Genomic DNA, 23,922 nt, shown 5'->3' on the forward strand with positions numbered 1-23,922 from the left:
ATGACGATTCCGAAACACGAGCCGCGCGAGGTCTTCGATCGGGCGATCGAGCATACGCGGACGCTTTCCCCGGCCACTTTCGATCAGTGGTTCGGGGGAGTTCAGTTCGATGATCTGACCGACGGCGTCCTGACGCTGCGTGTCCAGAACGAGTTCGTCCTCGAGTGGGTCAGGGACAATTTCCTGCCAGCGCTCACGGACAAGATCCGAGAGCTCACCGGCTGGTCGGTCCAGGTCGCGTGGACGGTGGATCAGAACCTCGACGCGCCCATTGCGCAGCGTGTGGAGCTCACCCCGGTGCGTCCGCGGGCGCTCGTTGTGCGTCCGTCGAGCGCGGCGCCGGTGCCGGCGCCCCGCCCCGAGCCGACGCTCCGGCGCGTCCCGTCGATGCCGGACGACCTCAACCCGAAGCACACCTTCGCGAGCTTCGTCGTGGGCCCCTCGAACCAGCTGGCGCACGCGGCCGCGATCGCGGCCGCGGGCGGCGGGGGACGCCGCTACAACCCGCTCTTCATCTGCGGCGGCACGGGGCTCGGCAAGACCCACCTGATGCACGCGATCGCGCACCGCGTCTTCGAGGGCAGGCCGGACGCGCGGATCATCTACGTCTCGGCCGAGAAATTCACGAACGACTTCATCACGGCCATCCAGCACCACCGGATGGACGAGTTCCGCACGCGGTACAGGTCGAGCTGCGACGTGCTGCTCGTCGACGACATCCAGTTCCTGGCCGGACGCGAGCAGACGCAGGAGGAGTTCTTCCACACCTTCAACGCGCTCCACACGCTCGACCGGCAGATCGTGGTGACGAGCGACAAGTACCCCCAGAACCTCGAGCGCATGGAAGAGCGGCTCGTCTCGCGGTTCTCCTGGGGGCTCGTCGCCGACATCCAGGTGCCGGAGCTCGAGACGCGCGTCGCGATCGTGCGGAACAAGGCGGCGCTCGAGGGCATCGCGCTCACGGACGACGTGGCGCTTTACCTCGCGCAGATGGTCCGCTCCAACGTCCGCGAGCTCGAGGGGACGCTGATCCGGCTGGCGGCCAAGAGCTCGCTCACGGGCCGCCCCGTCGACCTCCCGTTCGCGCGCGCCGAGATCACGGCCACGTCGCCGCCGCGCGCGCAGATGATGAGCGTCGAGGACATCCAGCGCGCGGTGTGCCACCACTTCCACCTGCGCTCGATCGACCTCACCTCGAAGGACCGCCACAAGAGCGTGGCCTTCGCGCGCCACGTCGCGATGTACCTCTGCAAGCAGCGGCTGAAGTGCAGCTTCCCGGAGATCGGGCGGGCCTTCGGCAACCGCGATCACACGACGGTGATGAGCGCCGTCCGCAAGATCGAGGCGCAGCGCGACTCGGATCCGCAGGTCCGCGCCCACCTCGAGGCGCTCGAGAAGAAGCTCGCCGACGAGTGAGTTGCGCGCGCGTGACGTGGAAGACGCGCGCGTGATGCGGAAGACGCGCGCGCGGCACGAGAGCGACCTGCCGGCTACCGGGCCCTCGGTGCGCTAGCGGGCCGATCGCCGCGCGACGCGCGCGCGAGGTCAGAGCTCGGACAGCGCGGAGCGCGCGTCGTCCGCGACGAGCTTGTTGCCGTATGCGGACGCGAGATCGAGCACCTCGGCGAGCTCGCGCCGCGCCTCCTTGACCAGGCCCCGCTGCTTCAGGAGCGCGCCGAGCAGGTACCGGCTCTCGAGGGCGTCGGTGCGGTAGGAGCGCGCGTCGGCGTAGCGCGCGAGCTCGCGCAGGAGCTCGCCGGCGCCGACCGCGCCGCTCAGCCCGTCCAGGTAGGCGAGGTGCGCGCGGTTGATCGAGGCGAGGCGCTCGTGGCCGCTCTCCTCGGCGAGCTCCTTCGACTCGGTGAGCGACGCGTAGGCGCGCGGCAGATCGCCGAGCCGCCGGCTCGCGTCGCCGAGGTTGTGCAGCGCGGCGGCCGTCTCGAAGCGCAGGCCCGCGGACCGGGCGAGGTCGACGGCGCGGGTGGAGCTCTGCACCGCCGCGTCGAAGTCGCGCAGGAACACGTGCACGAGGACGCGCTGCTTCTCGCGCTCGCTCGCCGCCGCGAGGTCGCCCGGATCGCCGAGCGCCTCCGCCCGATCGAGGGCGCGGAGCGCCGCCTCGATGTCGCCCGTCGCCGCGCGCGTCTGGGAGATCGCGAGCAAGAGCCTCGGATCGTCGATCGCGCCGGTCGCCTCGAGCTGCTCGACGGCGCGCTCCGCGCGCGCGAAGTCGCCCGTCCGGACGCCGATCTCCGTCTCGCAGGCGAGCGCCTTGCGGCGGAGGTCCTCCCGATCGCCGGCGAGGGCGTAGGCCTCCTCGAGCCTCGCGTACGCGTCGGCGAAGAGATCCACCGCGCCGAGGGCGCGCGCCAGGTCGACGCGGGCCGAGAGCTTCTGCTCCGGCGTGCCGGCCTCGTCGATGCGCCGCAGCGCGCGTGCGGCGACGTCGGCGAGATCGGGCGCGGAGCGCACGCGCACGACGACGTCGGCGAGCGAGCCGAGCCACGCGGAGAGCTCCGCCGGCGAGCGGTGGGCGTGGTCGCCGAGATCGAGCGCCTGGAAGATGAGCCGGAGCGCCGGATCGAGCTGGCTCGCGCGGATCTTGTGGAGCGCCGCGCGCGCGTAGAACGTGGCGGCGCGGTCGCGATCGCCGGCCTGGTAGAAGTGCTGCCCGATGCGCTCGGCGTGCTCGGCGCCGTCCTCGCCGACGACGGCGACGTACGCCGCCGCGGCCGCGGCGTGCAGCTCCCGGCGGAGCTCCGGGGGGATCGCGTCGAGGACGATCTCCCCGTGCATGGGCGACGCGAAGCTCGCCTGCGCGGGGCCCTTGAGCCGCAAGAGGTCGCGGGTCGCGAGCCCGGAGATCGCGCGGTTCACGGCGGGGAGCTTCTGCTGGAGGAGCGCGGCGAGGACCTCGGTCGGCACCGGATCGCCGAGGATGGCCGCCGCCTGGAGCACGGCGCGGTCGCTCGGATCGAGCCGCCGCACCCGGGTCGCGATGAGCGTGCGCAGCGAGCGCGGCACCGCCGACGCGCCGTCGAGCCGCGCCTTCACGACGCCGCTGACGACGCTGAGCGCGCCGGAGTCGAGGAGCTCCCTGATGAGCTCCTCGAGGAAGAGCGGGTGGCCGCCGGCGCGCTCGCGGCAGAAGGCGACAACGTCGGGCGGCAGGAAGTTCGTGCCGATGCGCGCCGACATGAGGCGCGCGCTGTCGCTGTCCGAGAGCTCCCCGACCTTGAGCCGGTAGAAGTGGGGGTGCGCCTCGAGCAGCGGCGGCGGGTCGCTGCGCGTCGCCAGCATCAGCACGGCGCGGAGCCCGCCGGCGCGGCCCGCGGTGGCGAGCAGCGTCTCGGCGGTGAGCTGGTCCATCGCCTGCGCGTCGTCCCACGCGAAGCAGTGGAGGCGATCCTCGCAGAGGCTCTGCACCATGCGCGGGAACGCCGTGCGCAGGATCGCGGTCGTCCCCTGCGGCGCCCGCCTCTCGGCGAGCGCCGCGCCGAGCTGACCGAGCACGGCCGCGGACTCGTCGTCGCGCAGGCCGAGCGCCCGGAGCCGCGGCAGCACCGCGCGGATGCGCTCCTCGTCGTCGCCCTCCTGGATGCCGCAGAGCACCTGGAGCATCGCGGTGAGGCCGCTCCACGGGACGTCGGCGCCGTTGTGCGGGCACGAGGCGACGTAGACACCGACGTTGTAGTCGCCCTTCGAGAGCCGCCGCTCCATCTCGGCGAGCAGCCGCGTCTTGCCGATGCCGCGCTCGCCCTGGATGACGACGATCTGCGCGCGCTTCCTCGTGGCGTCGGCCAGGATGTCGCCGAGCTGCTTGAGCTCTTCACGGCGGCCGATGAAGCGGCCGTACGCGCCGTCCGGGGGCTGCGCGGACGTGACGACGCGCCCCCCCTCGGGCGCTGTCCGGCCCGCGCCCGGCAGCTCCTCCGTCGCGAACGCGTTGCGGAGGACGCGCCCGGTGAGGTTCGACACGGCGACCTGGGACTCGGTCGCGCGGGCGAGCGCCTGGGCGGAGGCGATGAGCGAGGTGAGCCGCTCGTCGCGGATCGGGGCGCCGGCGCTGTCGACGAGGATGCGGGCGAGGTGGATGCCGGCGGAGACCGCGGCGCCCCCGCCGCGCGAGCGCAGGATCACGAGGGCGGCGCGCGCCGCGGCCTCCGTGTCGCGGCCGTCGGCGTCGCCGAGCCCGAAGACGGCGACCAGCTGCGACGCCTCCTGCTCGAGCAGCAGCGCGCCGTAGCGCGCCAGCACGTCGCGGGCCCGCGCCATGCGCCTCGCCGCGTCGTCCTCGGATCCCGTGAAGATGAGCACGAGCGCCGTGACCTCGCGCCGCTCGCCGAGCCCGCGCGCGGCCGGGCCGCTGTCGGCCTTCTCGAGCAGCTGGAGGAGCCCCGACGCCGAGCGGCTGCGCGTGCTCGTCGTGTGCGGCACCTCGACGGGCGTGCGCTCGTTGGCCCCGTTCGGCTCCTCTTCGAGCACGGCGCTCGCCTGGATCTCGGCGCTCTTCTCCTCGTGAAACGGCTCCAGGAAATCGGCGAGGTCGTTCGCCCCGAACCGCTCGGCCGTCGCGTAGAAGAAGCCGAGGAGCGCCTCGTGCAGCCGCCCGGCGTCGGGGAACCGATCCTCCGGGTTCTTCGCGAGCATCGTGCTCACGACGTCGACGAGCGACCGGGGCACGTCGGGGCGCACGAGCGCGAGCGGCGGATACTCGCTCGCCTGCAGCCGCCGCATGATCTCGAACGCCGTCGGCGCCGCGAACGGGTTCGACCCGGCGAGCATCTCGTAGAGCACCGTGCCGAGCGAGAAGAGATCGCTCCTACCGTCGATCGCGCCGGCGCGCGACTGCTCGGGGCTCATGTAGGCGAGCTTCCCGCGGATCCTCCCTGCGCGGTTCTCGCCGACCTCCTCGTCGGTCATCGATTGCGTCGCCTTCGCGATGCCGAAGTCGGTGACCTTCACCTCGCCCTCCCAGGAGAGCAGGATGTTCTGCGGAGAGATGTCGCGGTGGACGATGCCGAGGGGGCGCGACTGCTCGTCGCGCCGCCGGTGCGCGTGATCGAGCGCCTTCGCGATCTCGGCCGTCATGAAGACGGCCATGGCGAGGGGGATCGGCTTCTTCGCCCTCCGGCAGCGGGCGAGGAGCGTCGCCAGGTCGAGCCCGGGGACGTACTCCATCGCGATGAAGTAGCTGGTCGGATCGCCGTTCGGATGGTCGACGCGGCCGAGGTCGAACACCTGCACGATGTTCGCGTGCGAGAGGCGCACGGCGAGCTTGGCCTCGTGCACGAACATGTCCACGAAGCGCCCCTGCTCGGCCAGCTTGGGGAGGATGCGCTTGATGACGAGGACCTTCTCGAACCCCTCGACGCCGAAGCTCTTCGCCTTGAAGACCTCGGCCATGCCGCCTTCGCCCAGGCGCTCGAGCAAGCGATACCGCCCGAAGGTCTCGCTCAGCATCGCCCCGCCTGCGCCCCACGCAGCCTCGCGCCTTTGGCGCGCGCGGCGCTCCGGAGGGGACGGCCCGCGATCGGCGCGCGCGCCGGCGCCGCCGCGCCGGCCGCGTCGCCTAGCCGCGCGTCATGTCTCGACGGCCTTGTTTGCGCCGGCGTCATCGTCCCCTCCATACATCGACTCCGCGATCCGGAACGCCGCCCCCTCGAGACGCGCGTACGCGTCCCGGAGCGCGTCGAGGTCGCCGCCGGCCTCGAGCAGCTTCCGCAGCGCCGCGCACTCGGCGTGGACCTCGCCGAGGAGCTCGGCGTCGAGCAGATCGCCGTAGCCTTCGAGGGCCTGCTCGGTCGTGTAGACGAGGGTCTCGGCCTGGTTGCGGAGCTCGGCGAGATCGCGCCGGAGCGCGTCGGTCTCCTTGAACCGCTCGCCCTCCGAGACGAGCCGCTCGACCTCGTCCGGCGTAAGGCCGCTCGTGGGGGTCACCCGGATCTCCTGCACCCGCCCCGTCCCGAGATCCCGCGCCTCGACGCGGACGATCCCGTTCTCGTCGATGCGGAAGGTGACCTGGATCTTGGGCAGCCCGCGCGGGGCGGGAGGGATGCCTGTGAGCTCGAAGCGGGCGAGGCTCCGGCAGTCCGCGGCCATCTCGCGCTCGCCCTGGAGCACGTGCACGGGGACGAAGCTCTGGTTGTCGACGCTCGTCGTGAAGATCTCGCTCCGCTCGGTGGGGATGGTCGTGTTGCGCGGGATGAGCTTGAAGCTCACGCCGCCGCCGGTCTCGACGCCGAGCGACAGCGGCGTCACGTCGAGGAGCAGCACCTCGTCCACCTGTCCGGAGAGCGCGGCGCCCTGCAGCGCGGCCCCGACCGCGACGACCTCGTCGGGGTTCACGCCCTTGTTCGGCTCCCGGCCGAAGAACTCGCGCACCGCCGCCTGCACCGCGGGCATCCGGGTCATGCCGCCGACGAGGACCACCGTGTTGACCGCGGAGACGGGGAGCTTGGCGTCCCCGAGCGTCGCGCGACAGACGTCGATGGTCCGCCGGATGAGGCCCTCGCAGAGCATCTCGAGCTCGTTGCGCCGCATCGTCCGCTCGAGGTGGAGCGGCCCGCCGCCCGGGCCGACGGCGATGAAGGGGATGTTGATCTCGGTCTCGAGCGACGACGAGAGCTCATGCTTCGCCTTCTCGGCCGCCTCCTTGAGCCGCTGCAGCGCCATGCGGTCCCGGCGCAGATCGATGCGGCTCTTCCCCTCGAACTCGTCGGCGAGCAGGTCGATGATCCGCTGATCGAAGTCCTCGCCGCCGAGGTGCGTGTCGCCGCCGGTCGCCTTGACGCTGAAGACCCCGCTTGCGATCTCGAGGATCGAGATATCGAACGTGCCTCCGCCGAGATCGTACACCGCGATCGTCTCGGCCTTCACCTTGTCGAGGCCGTAGGCGAGCGCCGCGGCGGTCGGCTCGTTGATGATCCGGCGCACGTCCAGCCCGGCGATCCGCCCTGCGTCCTTCGTCGCCTGCCGCTGCGCGTCGTCGAAGTAGGCGGGGACGGTGACCACCGCCTCCGTCACGGGCTCGCCGAGGAACCGCTCGGCGACCTGCTTCATCTGGCCGAGGATCACCGCGGAGATCTCGGGCGGCGAGTAGTTGCGCCCCTTGACCTCGACCCACGCGTCGCTGTTCGGCGCCTCGACGATCTTGTAGGGGGCGAGGCTGATCTGCTTGCTGACCTCGGGCGCTGTGAACTTGCGGCCCATCAGCCGCTTCACCGCATAGATGGTGTTCTGCGGGTTCGTGACCGCCTGGCGGCGCGCGACCTGTCCGACCAGGCGCTCACCGCTCGCGGGGAAGCCGACCACGGACGGCGTGGTGCGCGCGCCCTCGGCGTTCGGGATCACCCGAACATCGTTGGCCGAGGAGACGCCTGCCCCTTCGACGACAGCCACGCACGAGTTCGTCGTCCCGAGATCGATGCCGATCACCTTCCCCATATGCGGCGAAAGATACTACAGGCCTGGATGCTCGCCGGGTGGGGAGACGACCTGGGCGCCCGCGATATTTGGGGAGATCGTGCGGCGAGGTAGCGGGGCGCGGCAGATCCCGGACAGGATCACCGCCAGGATGCGCACCGTGCCGGGGGTGTGCGCCGAGGGAGCCGGCGCGACGCCGCGCGGAGGCTCAGTTCGCCGCGGGCGCCGGCTCGACGGGCGAGCCCTTCGAGACGACGACCATGGCCGCGCGGATCAGGTAATCGCCCAGCATGTATCCCGGCTGGACCTCCGCGATCACGACGCCGGCGGGGTGCTCGGTCGAGTCGAGCTGCTGGATGGCCTCGTGCACGCTGGGATCGAAGGGCTTGCCGACCGCGGCGATGCGCTTGATGCCCATGCGCTCCAGCGTGTCGACGAACTGCTTCGTCACGATCCGGACGCCCTCGGCGACCGACTTCACGTCCGGCGCGCTCTCGGCGTGGCTGGCGGCGCGCTCGAGGTTGTCGAAGACCGGGAGCAGATCCTTCAGGATCGACTCGCGGCCGCGGCGCTGCGCCTCTTCGACCTCGCGCCGGGAGCGCTTACGGAAGTTGTCGAAATCCGCGGCGGTGCGCAGCAGCTGCTCGCGCATCCGCGCGGCCTCGGCCTGCACCTCGCCTAGCTTGTCTTCGGGGGTGGGCGCCTGCTGCTCCGCGGCCTCTGCGCGCTCCGCGTGCGCCTCTGCCGTCTCCCCCGTGTTCTGGTTCGACCCATTTTGTTCCGAATCGCTCATAGGACGGCGGCACTATAACCAGCCGCGATCCGCTGGCAATCGCCAGGCCCATGGTCGGCCCGGAGGCGAGCGCCGCCGTCCGAGCACGCCGGCGCTCGCCGCCGCGCCGGCCCAGGACGCCCGCGGGGGGCCGGCGCGCGGGCTCGGGCCGCGCTCGGGCCGCGCTCGGGCCGCTCAGATTGCCCGGGTCTCCACGATCCGCTGCGGGCGCTGCATCGAGCGTTTGCTCCGACCCCCCGCCCGGCGTTAGATCGCCCCCATGAGCATCGCCACAAGCCCCGCCGCCGAACCTCCTCCGGCGAACGCCTCGACGCCGGTCAGCGCGCCGCTCCTCGCGGCGCAGAAGCACCTGCTCGGCAACTACCGCCAGCCGCCGTTCGTCCTCGACCGCGGCAGGGGTTGCGAGCTCTTCGACACGGAGGGGCGCCGGTACCTTGACATGTGCGCGGGGGTGGCAGTGGCTTCGCTCGGGCACGCTCACCCGCGGCTCGTGGCGACCATCTCCGAGCAGGCGGGTCGCCTGATGCACGTCTCCAACTATTTCTTCAACGCCGAGAACCTCCGCCTCGCCGAGGAGCTCTGCGCGAAGACCGGCTTCGACCGCGCCTTCTTCTGCAACTCGGGCGCGGAGGCGAACGAGGCGATGCTCAAGCTCGCGCGCCGCCATTTCTTCAACCGGGGCGAGGAGGGGCGCTACCGGATCATCGCGTTCGACAACGCGTTTCACGGCCGCACCCTCGGCGCGGTCGCCCTGACCGGGACGCCGAAGTACCGCGAGGGCTTCGGCCCTTCGCTCGACGGCGTCACGCACGTGCCGTACGGAGACGCGGCGGCGGTGCGGGCGGCCATGGGCCCGGACGTCGCGGGGATCCTCGTGGAGCCGGTGCAAGGGGAGGGCGGCGTGCTGCCGGCCCCGGCCGGCTTCCTCGCCGAGCTGCGGCGCATCGCCGACGAGCACGGCGCGCTGCTGCTCATCGACGAGGTGCAGACCGGCATCGGGCGCACGGGGCACTGGCTCGGCGCGATGTACGACGGCGTCCAGGGCGACGCCGCGGCGCTCGCGAAGGGGCTCGGCGGCGGGTTCCCGGTCGGCGCGCTGGTGCTGCGGGAGGGGCTCAACGGCGCGCTGCCCCCGGGCTCGCACGGCTCGACCTACGGGGGCAACGCGCTCGCCTCCGCCACGGCGCGCACGGTGCTCGCGGTCATCGAGGAAGAGAAGCTGTGCGAGGCCGCCGTGAAGCGCGGCGAGCAGCTCGGCCGCGGCCTCGCCGCGATCGCCGCGCGCCTGCCGGGCGTGTGCCTCGGCGAGCGCGGGCGCGGGTTGCTCCGCGGGCTCATCCTCGCGCCGACCGTCGACGCGCGCGCCGCCCTCGGCCGCGCGCGCGATCGGGGCGTGCTGCTCACGATCGCGGGCAGCAGCGTGCTCCGGTTCACGCCGCCCCTGATCGTGAGCGAGGCGCAGATCGACGAGGCGCTGGCCGAGGTCGAGGCCGCGCTCGCCGAGACGCCGGCTGCAGGTTGAGGTGGTCGCCTCGCGCGCCGCGGGTCCCGCCGTCGCACCCGTCCCGTGCTCGGGCTGCAGCAAGCTGATCGATCCCCTGCGCGCGGGGCAGGTGGCGATCTTCGATCAGCGCTTCCATTACTTCTGCAACGCGCGGTGCCGCCACGCCTTCCTCGGTGAAGCGCCGCCTGCGCCGGGGGACGGCCGGCCTTCGGGCCTCGCGGCGTCGGGCGCGCCCTTCGCCGGCGCTCCTCCCCGGGGGCTGCCGTCGGGCGCGCCGCCCGGCGCCGGAGGGCACCACGCCTCCACCCCGCGCACCCCGCGCGCGGAGCCCGCGCGGGCGATCGCCGACGAGGGCGCGGCGCGCGTCGCCGATCTCGACGCGCCGATCGTGAACGCGTTCCCCCCCGTGCCGCTCGACGAGAAGCTCCCCGATCTGCCCGTCCTCGACGACGATCGCGCGCTGCTCGAGCCCATCGGGAACACCATCCTGAGCGAGGATCCGCAGCGCTACGACGCGCTCGAGGCGCGGGACATCGGCGCGCTCCTGCTCGTGCTCGCGATCATCGCGGGGACGCTGGCCGTCGCGCTCACCCTCGCCGGGGACGCGAAGCTCGTCATCGGCGCGCGGATCGTGCTCGCCACGGTGAGCGCCGGGATGCTCCTTGGCCGCGCCGCCACGACCGCGCGCGACGCCACCGATCCGCACCCTGCGCCGATGCTCGCCCCCGTCCTTGGCGGGCTCGTCGCCGCCGTCTGGGCCCTCTTCGGTCAGGACCGCGCCCTCGCGGCCGAGGCCGCGTCGCTCGCCGGTGTGATCGCCACCGCCAGCGCGATCAGCGCGTGGCTCATCGAGAGCGCCCGACATCGCGTGTTCGCGGAGCGGGCGTGGATCGGATCCGTGCTCTCGACCCCGGCGCGCCGGCCGCCTGGCGCGTGGGCGCAGGGCCAGGCGCCTGCCGACCGCGCCCCTCAGCGCGGCGGCGACGGCGGTCCTGTCGAGGGCGCCGGGGATGAGCTCTACGAGCTGCGACCGGGCGAGAGCGTCCAGGTCGACGCGGGGGAGATCGTCCCCGTCGACCTCGTCGTCACGGGCGGCGACGTCGAGGTGCTCCCCTGGATCGGCGCGACCACGCCGACCCGCCGCCGCGACGGCGACCCGGTCGTCGCCGGGGCCACCGTGGTCCGGGGTCGCCTCGTCGGCGCGTGCACCTTCTCCGGCGGCGATCGCGCGGTCGCGCGCGTCCTGCTCGACGCCCGCCGGCGCGCGGACGCCCTCGCGCCCATCGCGCAGGCCTCCCGCGCCCTGACCGAGCGCTGGGCGATCGGCGCCGCGGCGATCGGCGCGCTCTCCGCCTTCGTCGCCGGGCGCGCTCCGGTCGAGATCGCGATGACCGCGGCCGCCGTGCTCGCCGCGCTGTCCACGGCGATCACGGCGTCCATCGCCTCGGTGCACGTCGCGCGGGGCATCTTGCTCGGGCTCCGCCGGGGCATCGTCTACAAGAGCGCCGACGCCTGGGATCGCGCAGGGAAGACCTCGGTCGCCGTGTTCTGCGCCCGCGGCACGCTGCTGCTCGGCGAGCCCGAGCTCGCGGAGCTGGAGGCGACCGGCCAGAAGCTCAAGCCGAGCGACGTGCTCGCGCTCGCGGCCGGGGCGGAGCGCACCGAGGAGCACCCCGTCGCGACGGCGATCGTCCGCGCCGCGCGCGCCCGCGGCTTGCGGCCCGACGGCGTGCGCAACCCCAACTTCCATCCCGGCCTCGGCGTGACGGCCGTCACCTCGTCCGGCGAGGAGCTCTGCGTCGGCAACCGCGCGCTCATGCTCGAGCAGCGGATCTCGATCGCGGCGGCCGAGAGCCGCGTCGCCGAGCTCGAGGCGCTGGGGCGCACGGTGGTCCTCGTCGCGGTCGGCGCTCGCCTCGTCGGCATCATCGGCCTGCAGGACGGGCTGCGCCCCGGGGCGCGGGCCGCCATCCAGCACCTGCTCGACGCGCAGATCGAGCCCGTGCTGATGTCGGGCGACGCGCGCGAGACGTGCGAGGCGATCGGCCGCTCGCTCGACATCGATCACATCCGCCCCGAGATCCTCCCCGCGGATCGCGGCACGGAGGTGCGTCGCCTGATCGACGCGGGCACGAGCGTCGCCGTCCTCGGCCACGCGGGCGTCGACGACGCCGCGCTCGGCGCCGCGGACGTCTCCGTGGCGCTCGGCGCCGCCGGCTCGGCGCCCGCCGATTTCTCCACGGTCCTCGCGTCGGACGACGTCCGCGACGCCGCGCTCTCCCTCGCGCTCGCGCACCGCACGCGCCTCGAGGCGCGCGTCGGGCTCGCGCTCAGCGTCGCCCCGGCGCTCGTCGGCGCCGCGGTCATCGCCGCGTTCGTGCTCCCGCCGGCCTACGCGCCCATCGCCTCGCTGCTCGGCGGCGTCATGGCCGTCGTCCACGCCCGCGCGCTCGACGCGAAGAGCTGAGCGCCGGGCGCGGTCGCCGGCGCGGGGCTCCTCGCCGCGCCGGGGCGGGCTACGAGACGTCGGGCGTGGTGTCCTTGGCGTCGCGGCAGTCCGCGCAGACGCCGTACATCTCGTGCTTGTGCCAGGTCACGTCGAAGCCGTACTTCGCGGCGATCTCTTCCTGGAGCGCCTCGATCCGCGGCTCCTCGAACTCGATGATCTTTCCGCAGTTGACGCAGATCAGGTGGTCGTGGTGCGCGCTGGCGTCGTCCGCCAGCTCGTAGCGGCTAAGGCCGTCCCCGAACCGTCGTTCGGAGGCCACGCCGCACTCCGCGAGCAGCTTGAGCGTGCGGTACACCGTCGCGTACCCGATGCCTCGGTCGTGCGCGCGCACCTCCGCGAGCAGGTCCTCGATGGTCATGTGCGGGGCGCCGGAGAAGAACGTGTCGACGATCAGCCGGCGCTGCGCCGTCGATCTCAGCCCCTTCTTCGCCATGTACGCCTGGAGGCGAGCGCGGAGCCGGTCGAGGGCAAGTTGGTCCACGTGGCTGGCGCTGCTCCCCTCTCTCTCCATGACGGCCATGGCAAGTTTATCCCGTTCGCGGCGAACCGCGTCAAGGCCGGTGACCGAGCCCACGTGGCGCGACCTCGCCGATGCTGCCTGTGCTCCGCTCGTCGGCGCTACTCGCCGACCTGCGCCATGTAGCTGATCTGAGCCGCCGAACCCCCGAGGGGGCTGAGCAGCGTGATGGGAGGCGCGACCAGGCCGGCCGCCGCCGTGTTGTCGATGACGACGTAGTAGAGGCCCGGGCGCAGCGCGTAGCGGCGGGTCTCGATGATCCCGGGCTGGAGAGGGCCGCCTGCCTGCACCGGGCCTGGCGGGGGGCCGAGCGGCTTGCCGGTCTGGTACGCCTCGCGCCACGCGTCGCCGGTGGGCTTGTCGACGATCATGAGGTCCACGGGCGCGCCCTGCGCGCTGACCTTGAGGTAGAGCGCCTGGTCCGAGTCGGCGACCTCGAACGGCCCGAGGTAGTCGCGCTGGTTCGCGTACACCTCGACGGTCTCGTTCGCGAACGTGTACCGCTCCTCGTCCTCCGCCTCGAACGGGTGGTGAGGTCGCTGGGGCGGCATGAGGATGCCCAGCGTGAAGTCCTTCCCGGTCTCCTCGTTGTAGAGGACGGTGAACCCGCGGGTCAGCTCGCCAGCGACGATCTGGTTGCCGAGCAGGTTGGCGAGCCCTCCGAACGGCGGGACGTTGGCCATCACGTCGATGACCGGGTTCTCGACGTAGCCCAGCTGGAAGCTGGGGCCTTGCACGATCCGGTTCAGCCGTCCCCACACGTAGACGTTATCGTCCGCGAGCTGGAAGTCGGGCCGGTACTCGACGGACGTCGTGAGCGAGAAGCCCACCCGCTTGGCCGGCTGCATGTAGCCGTAGCCGGTGCCGGCGATGTGGACCGTGATCGTCTGGGCCGCGTCGTTGACGTCGTACGAGCACTGCATCGGGAAGAACCGTCCCATGGACGCCGATCTGTCCTGCAGGCGCAGCGAGACCCCGCTCTTCAGCATCTCGGGGCAGATCTTGCTGGCGCCGAAGTTCGAGAACAGGAACCAGCGGAGGGCGGGGCTCGCGTTCACGGGACCGCTGACGCACGGGCAGCCGACGAACGTGAACGACAGCGCGACGGCGGCGAGCGCCAGCGCGGCGGACGCGCGGGAGAGCGGGGGTCTTCGTGCGGGCACGCGGGCTAACATAGCGGGTCGACCTCGAAGGGAGAGCGGGTTTGCGCGCGGGAGGACGGAGGACGGCCCCTCCCGGATCAGCGCACGAGATGCCATTGGACGCCGGGGGTCACCTCGAGATGCAGGTGATTTTTGTGCGCCCGGTCGTAGTTGGGCGTGAGGATCGACGTGAAGATGTGCTGGTCCACGGCCTCGCACACGATGGATCGCAGCTCTCGCGCCGCCGCGTCCGCTGGAGGGCCGCCGACCGCCCCCTTGCCGGCCCCGCGGGGCCGCCCGGTCGGGCCGGCGCTTTCGCCGCAGACCGGCGCGCCGCGCCTGCCGACGAAGTCGCGCTCCACCTCGATCCAGTCCTCCGCGAACCCGCCGCCGACGCGCTCCTTGACGAACCTGTAGGGGTCGATCGCGAGCCCGCCGGGGTGCCTCGTGGCGAGCCTGCCCTCGGGCCACATCCTGGCCGGAGGCCGCCAGGCCGAGAACATCAGCACCTCGTCGATGTCGTGCGCGCGGAGGATCCGGCTGAAGTCCGAGAGCGCCAGCGCGAGGCGGCAGTCGAAGACGTCGTGCGGGTTTCCCGCGCGTTGATGGGCCGGCAGCGCCGTCCGGTAGAGGACCCCGCCGACCCCCTGCATCAGCCGCACCGGAGCGAGCACCCCCGGCGCGCGCTGCACCGGCTGGAACGCGATCTTCCGCTGCGTGAGCGCCGCACGGCATTGCTCCGCGCTCATCGCCGCGTAGCGCGCCGACGGGTGCTTCGCCCAGTCCTGGTGGTACCTGACCTTCGGCTTGCCCTGCGCGCTCGGCGCGACGGCGAGGGGGCCGAGCGCGAGGGCGAGCGCGCAGGCAGCGGCGGCATGGCGTGCGGGCGGCATCGTTGCGGTACATCCCTCGTGCGAAGCAAGGCAGGCCGACCCTCTCGGGGGGGCAAGTGACTACGACCACGACCACGACCACGTGGCCGAGTGGCCGGCCGCGCCGCCATCCGGTGGAGCGGGGCCCCCCGTGCGCGGGGTGGCTGGCTAGCGGCTACTGCCCGATCCTACCGCGACATTTGACCGGGCCGCGCGATCCCCTCAAAATGGGTCGCATGCGCGTCCGTGGGTCAAGCGCCCGCACGCGCAGCTTGACGTACGGAAGCGAAGGTCCGGCCCGCATGGCTTCCCGGTCCGGGCGGTCCCTGGTCCAGGTAGCCACCGCGCCGCGCTTGTGCGCTGCATGCAACTGACATGGGTGATCTTTCCAACCGAGCTCGAAAGATCCTGTTCGCCGCGGTCACCGAGTTCATCGCAACGGGCGACCCAGTTGGCAGCAGGACGCTTGCCCGGAAATACGGGCTGGATCTCTCGGCCGCTTCGATCCGCAACGTGCTCGCCGACCTCGAGGAGGCGGGGTACCTCCACCAGCCGCACACCTCTGCCGGGCGGATCCCGACCGATCGCGCGCTCCGGCTGTTCATCGACGCGCTCGTCGAGCTCCGGTCGCTGTCCCCCGAGCAGCAGGCCGAGCTGAGCGCGAGGTTCACCGAGATCTACGCGGGGGCGAACGATCCGCTCCGCGAGACCGGGCGCTACCTCTCGGAGCTGTCCGGCGCCGCGGCCGTCGTCGCGGCGCCGCGGGCGGAGCTCCGCGCCCTCGCCCAGCTGCGCTTCATCCCGACCAAGCCCGGGCAGCTGCTCGCGGTGCTCGTCTTCGCCGACGGCTCGGTCGCGAACCGCTTCATCTCGGCCGACGAGGCGATCAACGAGGGCGAGCTCACCCGGATCCACAACCTGCTCACCGACGTCATCGAGGGGCGCACGCTGGGCGAGATCCGGGACCTGTTCGCCCGCCGCCTCGCCGACGAGCGCCTCCAGATCGACGCGCTGAGGCGCCGCGCCTTCGAGCTCGGCAGCAAGGCGACGGCCGACGTGACCCGGCGGAGCGAGGTCGTCATCGAGGGGCAGAACCGCCTGATCGATCTGCCTGAGTACGCCGACGTCGACCGGCTCAAGAAGCTGATGAAGGCGCTCGAGGAGCGCGAGGAGCTCGTCGATCTGCTCGACCGGACGCTCGCCGCCGGCGCGGGTGAGGTCACCGTGTTCGTCGGCAGCGAGGCGGGCGACCTTGGCGGAGGCCAGCTCAGCCTCGTCGCCGCGCCGTACATGGAGAACGGCCGCGTCGCCGGGACCGTGGGCGTGCTCGGCCCGACGCGGATGGACTACGCGAAGGTCATGCCGCTGGTCGACGCCACGGCCGCGGCGATGACCGAGGTCCGCGGCAAGGTCAAGTAGCGCCCTTCCGCTGCGGCGCGCGGAGCCGCTCGAGCACGTCGTCGAAGTCCGGGGGCGGCGGCGTCTGGAAGCGCATCGGCCGATCGTCGGCCGGGTGGTTGAAGCCGAGCTCGGCCGCGTGGAGCATCAGCCGCGCGGCCGGGATCCTCGTCCCGCGGTAGTCCCGCACGTAGACGGTCTCGCCGACGAGCGGGTGCCCGGCCTCCGCGAGGTGGATGCGGATCTGGTGCGTGCGTCCCGTCTCGAGCCGGCACGCGACGAGCGTCACGCCCCCGGCGCCGGCTCCCTCCTGCGGCCCTCGGAGCACCTCGATCGGCTCCACGTGCGTCACCGCGAGCTGCCCCTCGCGCCGCCCGTCTCGCGCCGAGCCGCGCAGCCCGTCGCCCCGATCCTCGACGAGGTAGCTGCGGTAGGTGCCGCGCGGGACGGCGCCGTGCGCGAGCGCCAGGTACTGCCGGTGCATCGCGCGGACGCGGAGCTGCTGCGCGAGGTGCTTCTTCGCGGCGAGCGTCCGCGCGAAGACCAGCAGCCCGCTCGTCCCCTTGTCGAGGCGCTGCACCACGCCGAGCGGCGCGCGCCCGCGCAGGCGGTCGCGCCTGGCCAGCACCTCGCGCACCAGCGCGTCGAGGGTCGCGGCCTGCTCCGCGGGGGCCTCGTCGCCGTACGGGATGGTGCTCACCCCGGCGGGCTTGTTCACCACGACGACGCTCGCGTCCGCGTAGACCACGAGCTCGCCCTCGAGCTTGCGCCGCCGCACCGTCTCGGGCCTCGGCGCGTGCAGGCGGATCTCGAGCAGCTCCCCGCCGAGCACCCGCCGACGGGCGCTCGTCGCCACCGCGCTCCCGACCAGCACCTTGCCGGTCTCGATCAACCGGCGCGCGTCGGACCACGACACCTCGGCCAGCGCACGGACGGCCCCGTCCAGCGGGCGCCGATCCAGCTCGGCGGGCACCGTCCAGCGGCCATCCTGCGGAGGTCGTACCTGGGCGGCCGGGTGGACGCCGGTCGTTTCGGCGGCTTTGTCTTCGTGGCTCGGCGGAGTGGCGGGTCGGAGCGGACGCATGTAGAGCTCATCGGGGCGCCTCGGCTCCGCCCACCAGCGTGGGACCGGGCTCTACCGGCGCGGAAAAACGCCCATCCGCGGGGCCCGCGGGGGCGAAATACACCGCGAATGTTGACACATCGCGCGACGGGAGCCGAAGATATCCAGAGCCGTCGCCGCTTTCTCGCCATCTGAGAGGAGACCCGTTCGTGGCCAGCACCCTTCTCGCCGTAGACGACAGCGTGACCATGCGCAAAGTGCTCGAAATCACCTTTGCGGGTCAGGATTTCCGCGTCGTGACGGCGAGCAGCGCCGACGCTGCGCTGCAGAAGCTCAAGAGCGATAAACCCGACCTGGTGATCGCCGACGTCACGCTCGAGCCGAAGAACGGCTACGAGCTGTGCAAGGCGATCAAACAGGCCTCACCGGCGACGCCCGTCCTGATCCTGTCGTCCAAGCAGAACCCGTTCGACCCCGCGAAGGGATCGGGCGCGCAAGCGGACGATCACATGGACAAGCCGTTCGACACCCAGCAGATGATCGACAAGGTCAAGAAGCTGCTGGCGTCGCGCGGCGAAGCGAAGCCCGCCGCCGCAGCGGCCCCTGCCGCCGCGGCGCCTGCGCCCGCGCGCTCTCCTGCGGCGCAGCCCGCGGCCGCCGCGCAGCCCGCGGCCGCCGCGCAGCAGGCGGCAGCGAGCCCGCTCCAGCGCGCGAAGACCCTCATCTACACGCCCAACGCGCCGGCCACGAGCGCTGCGCCGGCCCAGGCCTCCGTCAAGACGGCGCCAGGCGGCTCGGCGAACGTGCCGGTCACGACGACGATGGCCTTCTCGCCGACGCCGGTGTCCGGCGTGCCGAAGACCGCGACGGGGCCTGCCGCCGTCGCCGCGACCGCCTCCGCGCAGGTCAACGGCCAGATGGCGAGCAAGCTCGAGGGCCTCGGCCTCACCTCCGAGCAGGTGGAGGCCGTGATGGCGCTGTCCCGCGACATCGTGGAGCGCGTCGTGTGGGAGGTCGTGCCGGTGCTCGCCGAGACGATCATCAAGGAAGAGATCGCGCGCCTGACGAAGTAGGCGCCCGCCGCGGCCGCTGCCTGGCCGTGGGTGTCGACCCGCCCCTGCTCCTGTCGCGCCGGCCAGGCACGCGAACGGGGCGGGGCGCCTTCCTGGGCGCGTGAGGCCCACCGATCCATCTACGGTACAGCGCGCGTCGCTCGCGGGGGCGCGCGCGGTCGGGATCGCAGCGCGGGCGCATGCGACCGCTGCTTTGCCCGGCGACCTGGAGTTGCTACGCCAGGGCCGCGCCTCGTTCCGCGGTTGGCGCAGCCATGAACGACACACACGACAAACGCAGCGGTGCGCCCGCGGACGCCCGCGACGGGACGGCCGCGGGCGATCTGGAGAGCCCCAGCGCACCTGAGCCGCGCGCGCCTTCCGCTGGCGACGGGTCGGCAGAGAGCGACGGCAGGGGCGGGATGGCCGAGGCCACGGCCGACGCCGAGGAGGCTCGCCTCGTGCCGCAGGGCAACCCGCTCCGCTGGCGTGGCGCTGCCGTGTCCGCCGCGGGTGCCCTCCTCACGTTCGTCGTGATGGCGCTCGCGCCTCAGCTGCGCTGGGGTGTCCCGATCGGCGCGCTCGGCGTCGCCATCGCGGCGATCGGTCTGCTCGATCTGCTCGGCACGTTCGACGATCCCCCCGAGCGCGTCGCCACGCGCGTCGGGATCCGCGACCTCCTCGGCCCGCTCGCGCTGCTCGGCGGTGGGCTCGTCGCGCTCTTCGTCCTGATCACGCTGAGCGTCGCGGGCTTCTTCTCGCCGAGCCCCCTCTCGTCGGACGGCGCGCCGACGCTGCTCTCGCTGGCGGTGCCCGCCATCGCCGTCCCTGCCGCGTTTCTCACGGCGGTCATCGGTGCGTTCCGGTTCGGCGAGCGCCTCGGCCCCTGCCGCGTCGACGAGGCGGGAACTCCGCGCCCCCTCGGCCGGCGGCACGGCTTCTGGCTCGTCGCCGTCGTCACGCTGCTCTACCTGCCCATGCTCGGGAGCCACTCGCTCACCGATCCCTGGGAGACGCACTACGGCGAGGTCGCGCGCGAGATCCTGGCCAGGAACGACTGGATCTCGCTCTGGTGGGCGCAGGACGGCTGGTTCTGGTCGAAGCCGGTGCTCGACTTCTGGATGCAGGCGCTCGCGATGGCCGCGTTCGGCGTCCGCTACCGCTCGGGCGAGATGCTCTCGGCGGCCGCCGAGGGGCGCACCCCGTGGCCCGAGTGGGCCGTCAGGCTCCCCGTCTTCGTGCTGACGCTCATCGCCGTCTATCTCCTCTACAAGGCCGTCTCGCGGATCTTCAGCCGCCGCGCGGGGCTGCTCGCGGGGCTCGTCCTCGCCACGATGCCGCAGTGGTTCCTGGTCTCCCACCAGACCATGACCGACATGCCGTTCGTCGCGACGATGGCCGCGGCGATGGCGCTCCTCCTGCTCGGCATCCACACCGACGACGCGGAGGAGGCGCGCGTCTACGAGGTGGATCTCGGCCCGCTCAAGGTGGGCCTCTCGGCCTATCACCTCGTGCTGGGGGCGATCCTCGTCTGCGCGCTGCCGCAGATCCTCTACCTGCTCTCGCGTCACGTCGAGATCGGCCTTTCGCCCTTCGGCCTCCACTTCCGCGGCGACGTCTTCAGCTCGGGCTCACCGGGCAACTGCGGTCTGCCCGGCAACGAGGCCTGCCGTTCGGTGTTGCCCGTGCTCCCCGGCCTTCAGCCTGCGCTCCAGGCGCTCGTCTGGGTGCAGACGCTCGGGATCGTCCTGTACGCCAGCTGGGGCGAGCGGCGCGTCCAGCGGCTCCTCTTCCTCGCGGCGTGGTTCTTCGCTGCCCTGTCCACGATGGCCAAGGGGCCGGCCGGCTTCGGGCTCCCGGTGCTCTGCGCGCTCGGCTACGTCGTCGTCTCCCGCCGGTACCGCGACGTGCTCAAGATGGAGATCCCCGTCGGGCTGCTCGTGCTCGCGTGCGTCGCGTTGCCCTGGTTCGTCGCGATGTACGCGCGGCACGGCCAGCCGTTCACCGACAGGCTCCTGTTCCACGACATGTTCAAGCGCGCCTTCACCCACGTCCACGACACGAACGAGGGCGACGACGTGAGCTTCCGCTATTACGTGTGGCAGCTCGGCTACGCGATGTTCCCGTGGACCGGGCTCGTGCCGGCGTCGCTCGTGTGGTGGCTCAGGCGGCGCGAGGGGGCGGCGCCGGGGGAGCGCGGCTCGGCCGACGTCCGCCAGGGCGACGCCTCGGTGTTCCTGGCGATGTGGTTCCTCTTCGGCTTCGCGCTGTTCTCGCTGATGCTGACGAAGTTCCATCACTACATCCTGCCGGCCGTCCCGCCGGCGGCGATGCTCACGGGGATCCTGCTCGACGACATGCTGCGCCTCGATGGCCGCGCGGGAGGGCTCGCGCGCCGCTCGAACGGCGCCCCATCGCCGGTGCAGCCGGCGCGCTCCGCCGCGGTGGTCAGCTACGAGCGCGCGATGCTCGGCGCTGTCGCGCTCGGCGCTGCGCTGCTCGTGTTCCTCGTCGGGCGCGATCTCGCGATGGTGCGCGAGGGACAGCCGAGCCAGGCCAGGCTGCTGCACCTGTTCACGTACAATTACAAGCGCCCCTGGCCGCAGTCGCTCGACTTCTCCGCGGCCCTGTGGGCCTTCACCGCCGCCGCGGCTGCCCTGTGCTTGCTGCTGATGGTCGCGCGCTGGCGCCGCCTGGTCGTCTACGCGCTCCTGTCGCTCGCCGTCGTGTTCACGGCGTGGGGCATCGACGTGTACTTCGTGCGGACGTCGCCTCACTGGGGACAACGCGAGACGTTGCTCGCCTACGTGCGCGCGAATCAGCAGATCCCAGGGCCGCTCGTCGCTTACCAGCTGAACTGGAAGGGCGAGAACTTCTATGCCGGCAACCGGCTGGCGGCCTTCGTGTCGAGCGGAAAGAAGTTCCAGGATTACATCAACGAGCAGAAGAAGAAGGGCGTGAAGACCTTCTACTTCGTCACCGAGCACGGACGCACGGGCTCCTTGTCGAACGAGCTCGGCAGCCCTCGCATCTTCGAGAAGCTCACTTCCATCGAGCTCAACAACAAGTTCCTCGTGGTGCGAGCGACGTTCGAGTGAGCGGAGCGGCGCCGGAGGGCGCTCATCTCACAAGCGCTGTTCGGCTGTGACGCTGTACGCCTGCTCCCGCCCTGGGAAAGCCGCTGTCGATGTTCGACGGTCATGCTGAATCAGGAGTGTCCTTGCATCTCTGTCGCCGTGGCGGCGCAGCAGCGCAAGGGGACTCCTGCCAGGACGTCCTAAGTACCTGAATCGACTTGAAGAAGTCGCAGGCACGCGCCCTGCTTTCCCCTGGGATCGAGCGTCGCGGCGGAGACCTTTCCCCCCCAGGTCCGCTGCGACGCTCTCTTTATTTCCGCAGCTGCGCCGGCCGCACATCGTGCGACCAGCTCATTCGCTCCCGGCGCCCCCAGGGGTCGCTTGCATTGCAGTGAAATGTCGATCCAGCGCGTCCAGGAGACCTGCTGTGGTGCTCACCTCGGCGGTCACGCCGATCCGGAGCCCCCGCTTCTCGGCGGTCGCGGTCGTGATCGGCCCGATGCTCGCGAGGAGCACGCGCTCGAGGCGCGCTGCGGCGCCCTCGCCGAGGAGATCGCAGAGGCTGTCGACGGTGCTGCTCGAGGTGAGCAGCACGACGTCGATCGCGCCCGCCGAGAGCGCCTCGATCAGCTCTTCGCGGCGACCGGCCGACGCAGGGCGGGTCTCGTAGACAGGCACGACATCGACCTCGCAACCGGCGGCGCGGAGGCGCTCGGGGAGCACCTCGCGGGCGACCAGCGCGCGCGCGAGGAGCACGCGGATTCGAGGGGACGCCGCCCGGCGTCCGGCCAGCACTGGGTCGGCCAGGATGGCCTCCGCGAGCTCCTCGCCGCGGAACTCCCGCGGGACGATGTCGGCGCGGACGCCGCGTGCGGTGAGCGCGGCGGCGGTCCCGACGCCGATCGCGGCGAGGCGCGCGGGGCCGAAGGCGCGCGCGTCCAGGCCGAGCCGCTCCATCTCCTTGAAGAAGCAGGCCACCCCGTTCTCGCTCGTGAAGACGACGGCGTGGTAGCCGGAGAGGCCGCGGACAGCCTCGGTGACGCGCGCGGGGTCGGGGGGCGGGTGGATCTCGATGGTCGGGAGCTCCACCGCCTCGCCGCCGCGGAGGCGCACAAGCCTCGACGTCGAGCGCGCCTGGTGGCGCGGCCGGGTCACGAGCACGCGCTTGCCGAAGAGCGGCTTCCGATCGAACCAGCGGAGCGTGTCGCGCAGGCCGGTGACGGCGCCGACGACGATGACCGCTGGGCTCTCGATCTCTGCCTCCTTCACGCGGCGAGGCAGGTCGTCGAGGCGGCTCGAGACGACGCGCTGATCGGCCCGCGTCCCCCACTGGATCGCCGCAGCCGGCGTCGCGGGATCACGGCGCCCCGGCCCCATCAGCCCCGCGACCACCGCGTCGAGGGCCTGCATGCCCATCAGGACGCAGATGGTCCCGCGGACGGAGGCGAGCTCGCTCCAGTCGAAGGATCTGCCAGCCCGCGTGACGCCGCTGACGATCATCACGCTGGAGGCGATGTGCCGGTGCGTCAGCGAGATACCGGCGTAGGCCGTCGCGCCGAGCGGAGAGCAGACGCCCGGCACCACCTCGAACGGCACCCCGGCCCGCGCGAGCGCCTCCGCCTCCTCCGAGCCACGCCCGAAGAGGAACGGATCGCCGCCCTTCAAGCGAACGACGCTGCGGCCCGCGAGGCCGAGCGCGACGAGCTCCGCGTCGATCTCCGCCTGCTTCGCGTCCTTCACCACCCGATCGCCGCCGCGCTTGCCGACCGAGCGCACGTCGGCGCCTTCCCGCACGCGGTCGAGCAGCGCGGGGTGGACGAGCTCGTCGTGTAGCACGACGTCTGCCGTGGTGAGGAGCTCTGCGCCGCGCAGCGTGAGGAGCCCCGGATCCCCCGGGCCGGCGCCGACCAGGTACACGACGCCTGGCCTCGCCGCGCCCGGCGCTCCGTCGTTCATTGCCCCCGCAGCCGCCGCGCCGGGGCCCTCCTCGGAAGGATCGTTACGCCTCGGAAACACAGTCAAACTCCCGTCATTCTCTCGTTCATGCATGACAGACGTTGATTGTCATAGCGATTCTGCAGTGATGTTGACCCGGTGCGTTATGCGATTAGAATCGCTCCGGTCGATTCAACGTCCGGCGGTTTCTGGAGTCCATTCGATGAGATCTGTGAAACTGGTCGAGGAGCTGCTGAGCTCGGAGCGCGGCTTTCCGGACCGATGGTACGTCACCAACGGGGAGCGCTCGGTCGGGCCGGTCAAGCTCGACCAGCTCGCGCGCGGCATCGAGAGCGGAGTGGTCCCTCTCGATAGCTTCGTCCGCAATGAGGCATGGACCGTGTGGTGCCCGCTGTCCGACATTGCAACGGTCACGGTCGCCGCCACGGCGACGCCTGCGGAGCAGCCGGAGGAGGGCTCGGCAGCCGATGACGACGACGACACGCTTCCGCTGTCGTCCCAGCAGGCGCCCCAGCCGATGACGCCGCGCCCCGGCCCGGCGGCGCGCTCGGCCGCGCGCTCTGGAGCGGCCCACCGCTGAGCGATGGCTGCGCGCGCGGGCCGCGCCCGGCGCG

The 23,922-nt window shown here is 72.3% G+C and carries 15 protein-coding genes; 7 read left to right on the forward strand and 8 right to left on the reverse strand.

Going from position 1 to position 23,922, the window contains the following annotated elements; genetic code table 11:
* Positions 1-1,416 carry a chromosomal replication initiator protein DnaA gene (gene dnaA, locus WMF46_RS00005; protein WP_437983703.1) on the forward strand — a complete coding sequence of 472 codons (1,416 nt, stop codon included), beginning with the start codon at positions 1-3 and terminating at the stop codon, positions 1,414-1,416.
* Positions 1,417-1,545: 129 nt separating this feature from the next.
* Here the strand turns inward: dnaA and WMF46_RS00010 are convergent, their stop codons facing one another.
* The 3 genes from WMF46_RS00010 to grpE all read right to left on the reverse strand — a co-directional run bounded on the left by WMF46_RS00010 (position 1,546) and on the right by grpE (position 8,218).
* Positions 1,546-5,463, reverse strand: coding sequence for a serine/threonine-protein kinase (locus WMF46_RS00010; protein ID WP_437983704.1), 3,918 nt, complete (start codon positions 5,461-5,463; stop codon positions 1,546-1,548).
* 120 nt (positions 5,464-5,583) lie between these two features.
* The gene (dnaK, locus tag WMF46_RS00015; RefSeq protein ID WP_437983705.1) at positions 5,584-7,446 is read right to left on the reverse strand and encodes a molecular chaperone DnaK; all 1,863 of its coding nucleotides are present in this window, start codon (positions 7,444-7,446) and stop codon (positions 5,584-5,586) included.
* Positions 7,447-7,633: 187 nt separating this feature from the next.
* Positions 7,634-8,218 carry a nucleotide exchange factor GrpE gene (gene grpE, locus WMF46_RS00020; RefSeq protein ID WP_437983706.1) on the reverse strand — a complete coding sequence of 195 codons (585 nt, stop codon included), beginning with the start codon at positions 8,216-8,218 and terminating at the stop codon, positions 7,634-7,636.
* Positions 8,219-8,477: 259 nt separating this feature from the next.
* Here grpE and WMF46_RS00025 point away from each other — a divergent pair, with 259 nt between their 5' ends.
* Positions 8,478-9,740, forward strand: coding sequence for an aspartate aminotransferase family protein (locus WMF46_RS00025; RefSeq protein ID WP_437983707.1), 1,263 nt, complete (start codon positions 8,478-8,480; stop codon positions 9,738-9,740).
* Between the two features lies 1 nt (position 9,741).
* Positions 9,742-12,189, forward strand: coding sequence for an HAD family hydrolase (locus WMF46_RS00030; protein ID WP_437983708.1), 2,448 nt, complete (start codon positions 9,742-9,744; stop codon positions 12,187-12,189).
* A gap of 49 nt (positions 12,190-12,238) precedes the next feature.
* Here the strand turns inward: WMF46_RS00030 and WMF46_RS00035 are convergent, their stop codons facing one another.
* From WMF46_RS00035 to WMF46_RS00045, 3 genes are all read right to left on the reverse strand, one after another.
* A complete protein-coding gene (locus tag WMF46_RS00035; protein WP_437983709.1) occupies positions 12,239-12,751 on the reverse strand; it encodes a Fur family transcriptional regulator in 513 nt (170 codons plus the stop codon).
* 98 nt (positions 12,752-12,849) lie between these two features.
* Entirely contained in the window at positions 12,850-13,911 is a 1,062-nt protein-coding gene (locus WMF46_RS00040; RefSeq protein WP_437714927.1) for a hypothetical protein, read from the reverse strand.
* Positions 13,912-13,988: 77 nt separating this feature from the next.
* Positions 13,989-14,783 carry a hypothetical protein gene (locus WMF46_RS00045; protein ID WP_437983710.1) on the reverse strand — a complete coding sequence of 265 codons (795 nt, stop codon included), beginning with the start codon at positions 14,781-14,783 and terminating at the stop codon, positions 13,989-13,991.
* Between the two features lie 354 nt (positions 14,784-15,137).
* Here WMF46_RS00045 and hrcA point away from each other — a divergent pair, with 354 nt between their 5' ends.
* Complete coding sequence (gene hrcA, locus WMF46_RS00050; RefSeq protein WP_437548409.1) at positions 15,138-16,181, forward strand: heat-inducible transcriptional repressor HrcA; 1,044 nt, start codon at positions 15,138-15,140, stop codon at positions 16,179-16,181.
* On the opposite strand, the gene WMF46_RS00055 is transcribed toward hrcA, so the two are convergent.
* Positions 16,174-17,244, reverse strand: coding sequence for an RluA family pseudouridine synthase (locus tag WMF46_RS00055; RefSeq protein WP_437983711.1), 1,071 nt, complete (start codon positions 17,242-17,244; stop codon positions 16,174-16,176). The genes hrcA and WMF46_RS00055 overlap by 8 nt on opposite strands.
* A 188-nt stretch (positions 17,245-17,432) precedes the next feature.
* Between WMF46_RS00055 and WMF46_RS00060 the strand changes: the two genes are divergently transcribed.
* A complete protein-coding gene (locus tag WMF46_RS00060) occupies positions 17,433-18,296 on the forward strand; it encodes a response regulator transcription factor (RefSeq protein WP_437983712.1) in 864 nt (287 codons plus the stop codon).
* Positions 18,297-18,550: 254 nt separating this feature from the next.
* A complete protein-coding gene (locus tag WMF46_RS00065; RefSeq protein ID WP_437983713.1) occupies positions 18,551-21,373 on the forward strand; it encodes an ArnT family glycosyltransferase in 2,823 nt (940 codons plus the stop codon).
* 330 nt (positions 21,374-21,703) lie between these two features.
* Here the strand turns inward: WMF46_RS00065 and cobA are convergent, their stop codons facing one another.
* The gene (gene cobA, locus WMF46_RS00070) at positions 21,704-23,308 is read right to left on the reverse strand and encodes a uroporphyrinogen-III C-methyltransferase (protein WP_437983714.1); all 1,605 of its coding nucleotides are present in this window, start codon (positions 23,306-23,308) and stop codon (positions 21,704-21,706) included.
* A gap of 202 nt (positions 23,309-23,510) precedes the next feature.
* On the opposite strand from cobA, the gene WMF46_RS00075 reads away from it, so the two are divergent.
* Positions 23,511-23,888 (forward strand): DUF4339 domain-containing protein, encoded by a 378-nt coding sequence (locus WMF46_RS00075; protein WP_437548418.1) that lies wholly within the window; start codon positions 23,511-23,513, stop codon positions 23,886-23,888.
* Positions 23,889-23,922: the final 34 nt, after the last annotated feature.

Source organism: Sorangium sp. So ce117, from assembly GCF_051524395.1.
GTDB lineage: Bacteria > Myxococcota_A > Polyangia > Polyangiales > Polyangiaceae > Sorangium > Sorangium cellulosum_B.

What these genes read in the sequence shown, in the direction of transcription:
- WMF46_RS00075 (WP_437548418.1), top strand. Translation starts at nt 23,511, where the DNA reads ATGAGATCTGTGAAACTGGTCGAGGAGCTGCTGAGCTCGGAGCGCGGC.
- grpE (WP_437983706.1), bottom strand. Translation starts at nt 8,218, where the DNA reads ATGAGCGATTCGGAACAAAATGGGTCGAACCAGAACACGGGGGAGACG.
- WMF46_RS00025 (WP_437983707.1), top strand. Translation starts at nt 8,478, where the DNA reads ATGAGCATCGCCACAAGCCCCGCCGCCGAACCTCCTCCGGCGAACGCC.
- WMF46_RS00045 (WP_437983710.1), bottom strand. Translation starts at nt 14,783, where the DNA reads ATGCCGCCCGCACGCCATGCCGCCGCTGCCTGCGCGCTCGCCCTCGCG.
- WMF46_RS00010 (WP_437983704.1), bottom strand. Translation starts at nt 5,463, where the DNA reads ATGCTGAGCGAGACCTTCGGGCGGTATCGCTTGCTCGAGCGCCTGGGC.
- WMF46_RS00065 (WP_437983713.1), top strand. Translation starts at nt 18,551, where the DNA reads ATGAACGACACACACGACAAACGCAGCGGTGCGCCCGCGGACGCCCGC.
- WMF46_RS00055 (WP_437983711.1), bottom strand. Translation starts at nt 17,244, where the DNA reads ATGCGTCCGCTCCGACCCGCCACTCCGCCGAGCCACGAAGACAAAGCC.
- dnaA (WP_437983703.1), top strand. Translation starts at nt 1, where the DNA reads ATGACGATTCCGAAACACGAGCCGCGCGAGGTCTTCGATCGGGCGATC.
- cobA (WP_437983714.1), bottom strand. Translation starts at nt 23,308, where the DNA reads ATGAACGACGGAGCGCCGGGCGCGGCGAGGCCAGGCGTCGTGTACCTG.
- hrcA (WP_437548409.1), top strand. Translation starts at nt 15,138, where the DNA reads ATGGGTGATCTTTCCAACCGAGCTCGAAAGATCCTGTTCGCCGCGGTC.
- WMF46_RS00035 (WP_437983709.1), bottom strand. Translation starts at nt 12,751, where the DNA reads ATGGCCGTCATGGAGAGAGAGGGGAGCAGCGCCAGCCACGTGGACCAA.
- dnaK (WP_437983705.1), bottom strand. Translation starts at nt 7,446, where the DNA reads ATGGGGAAGGTGATCGGCATCGATCTCGGGACGACGAACTCGTGCGTG.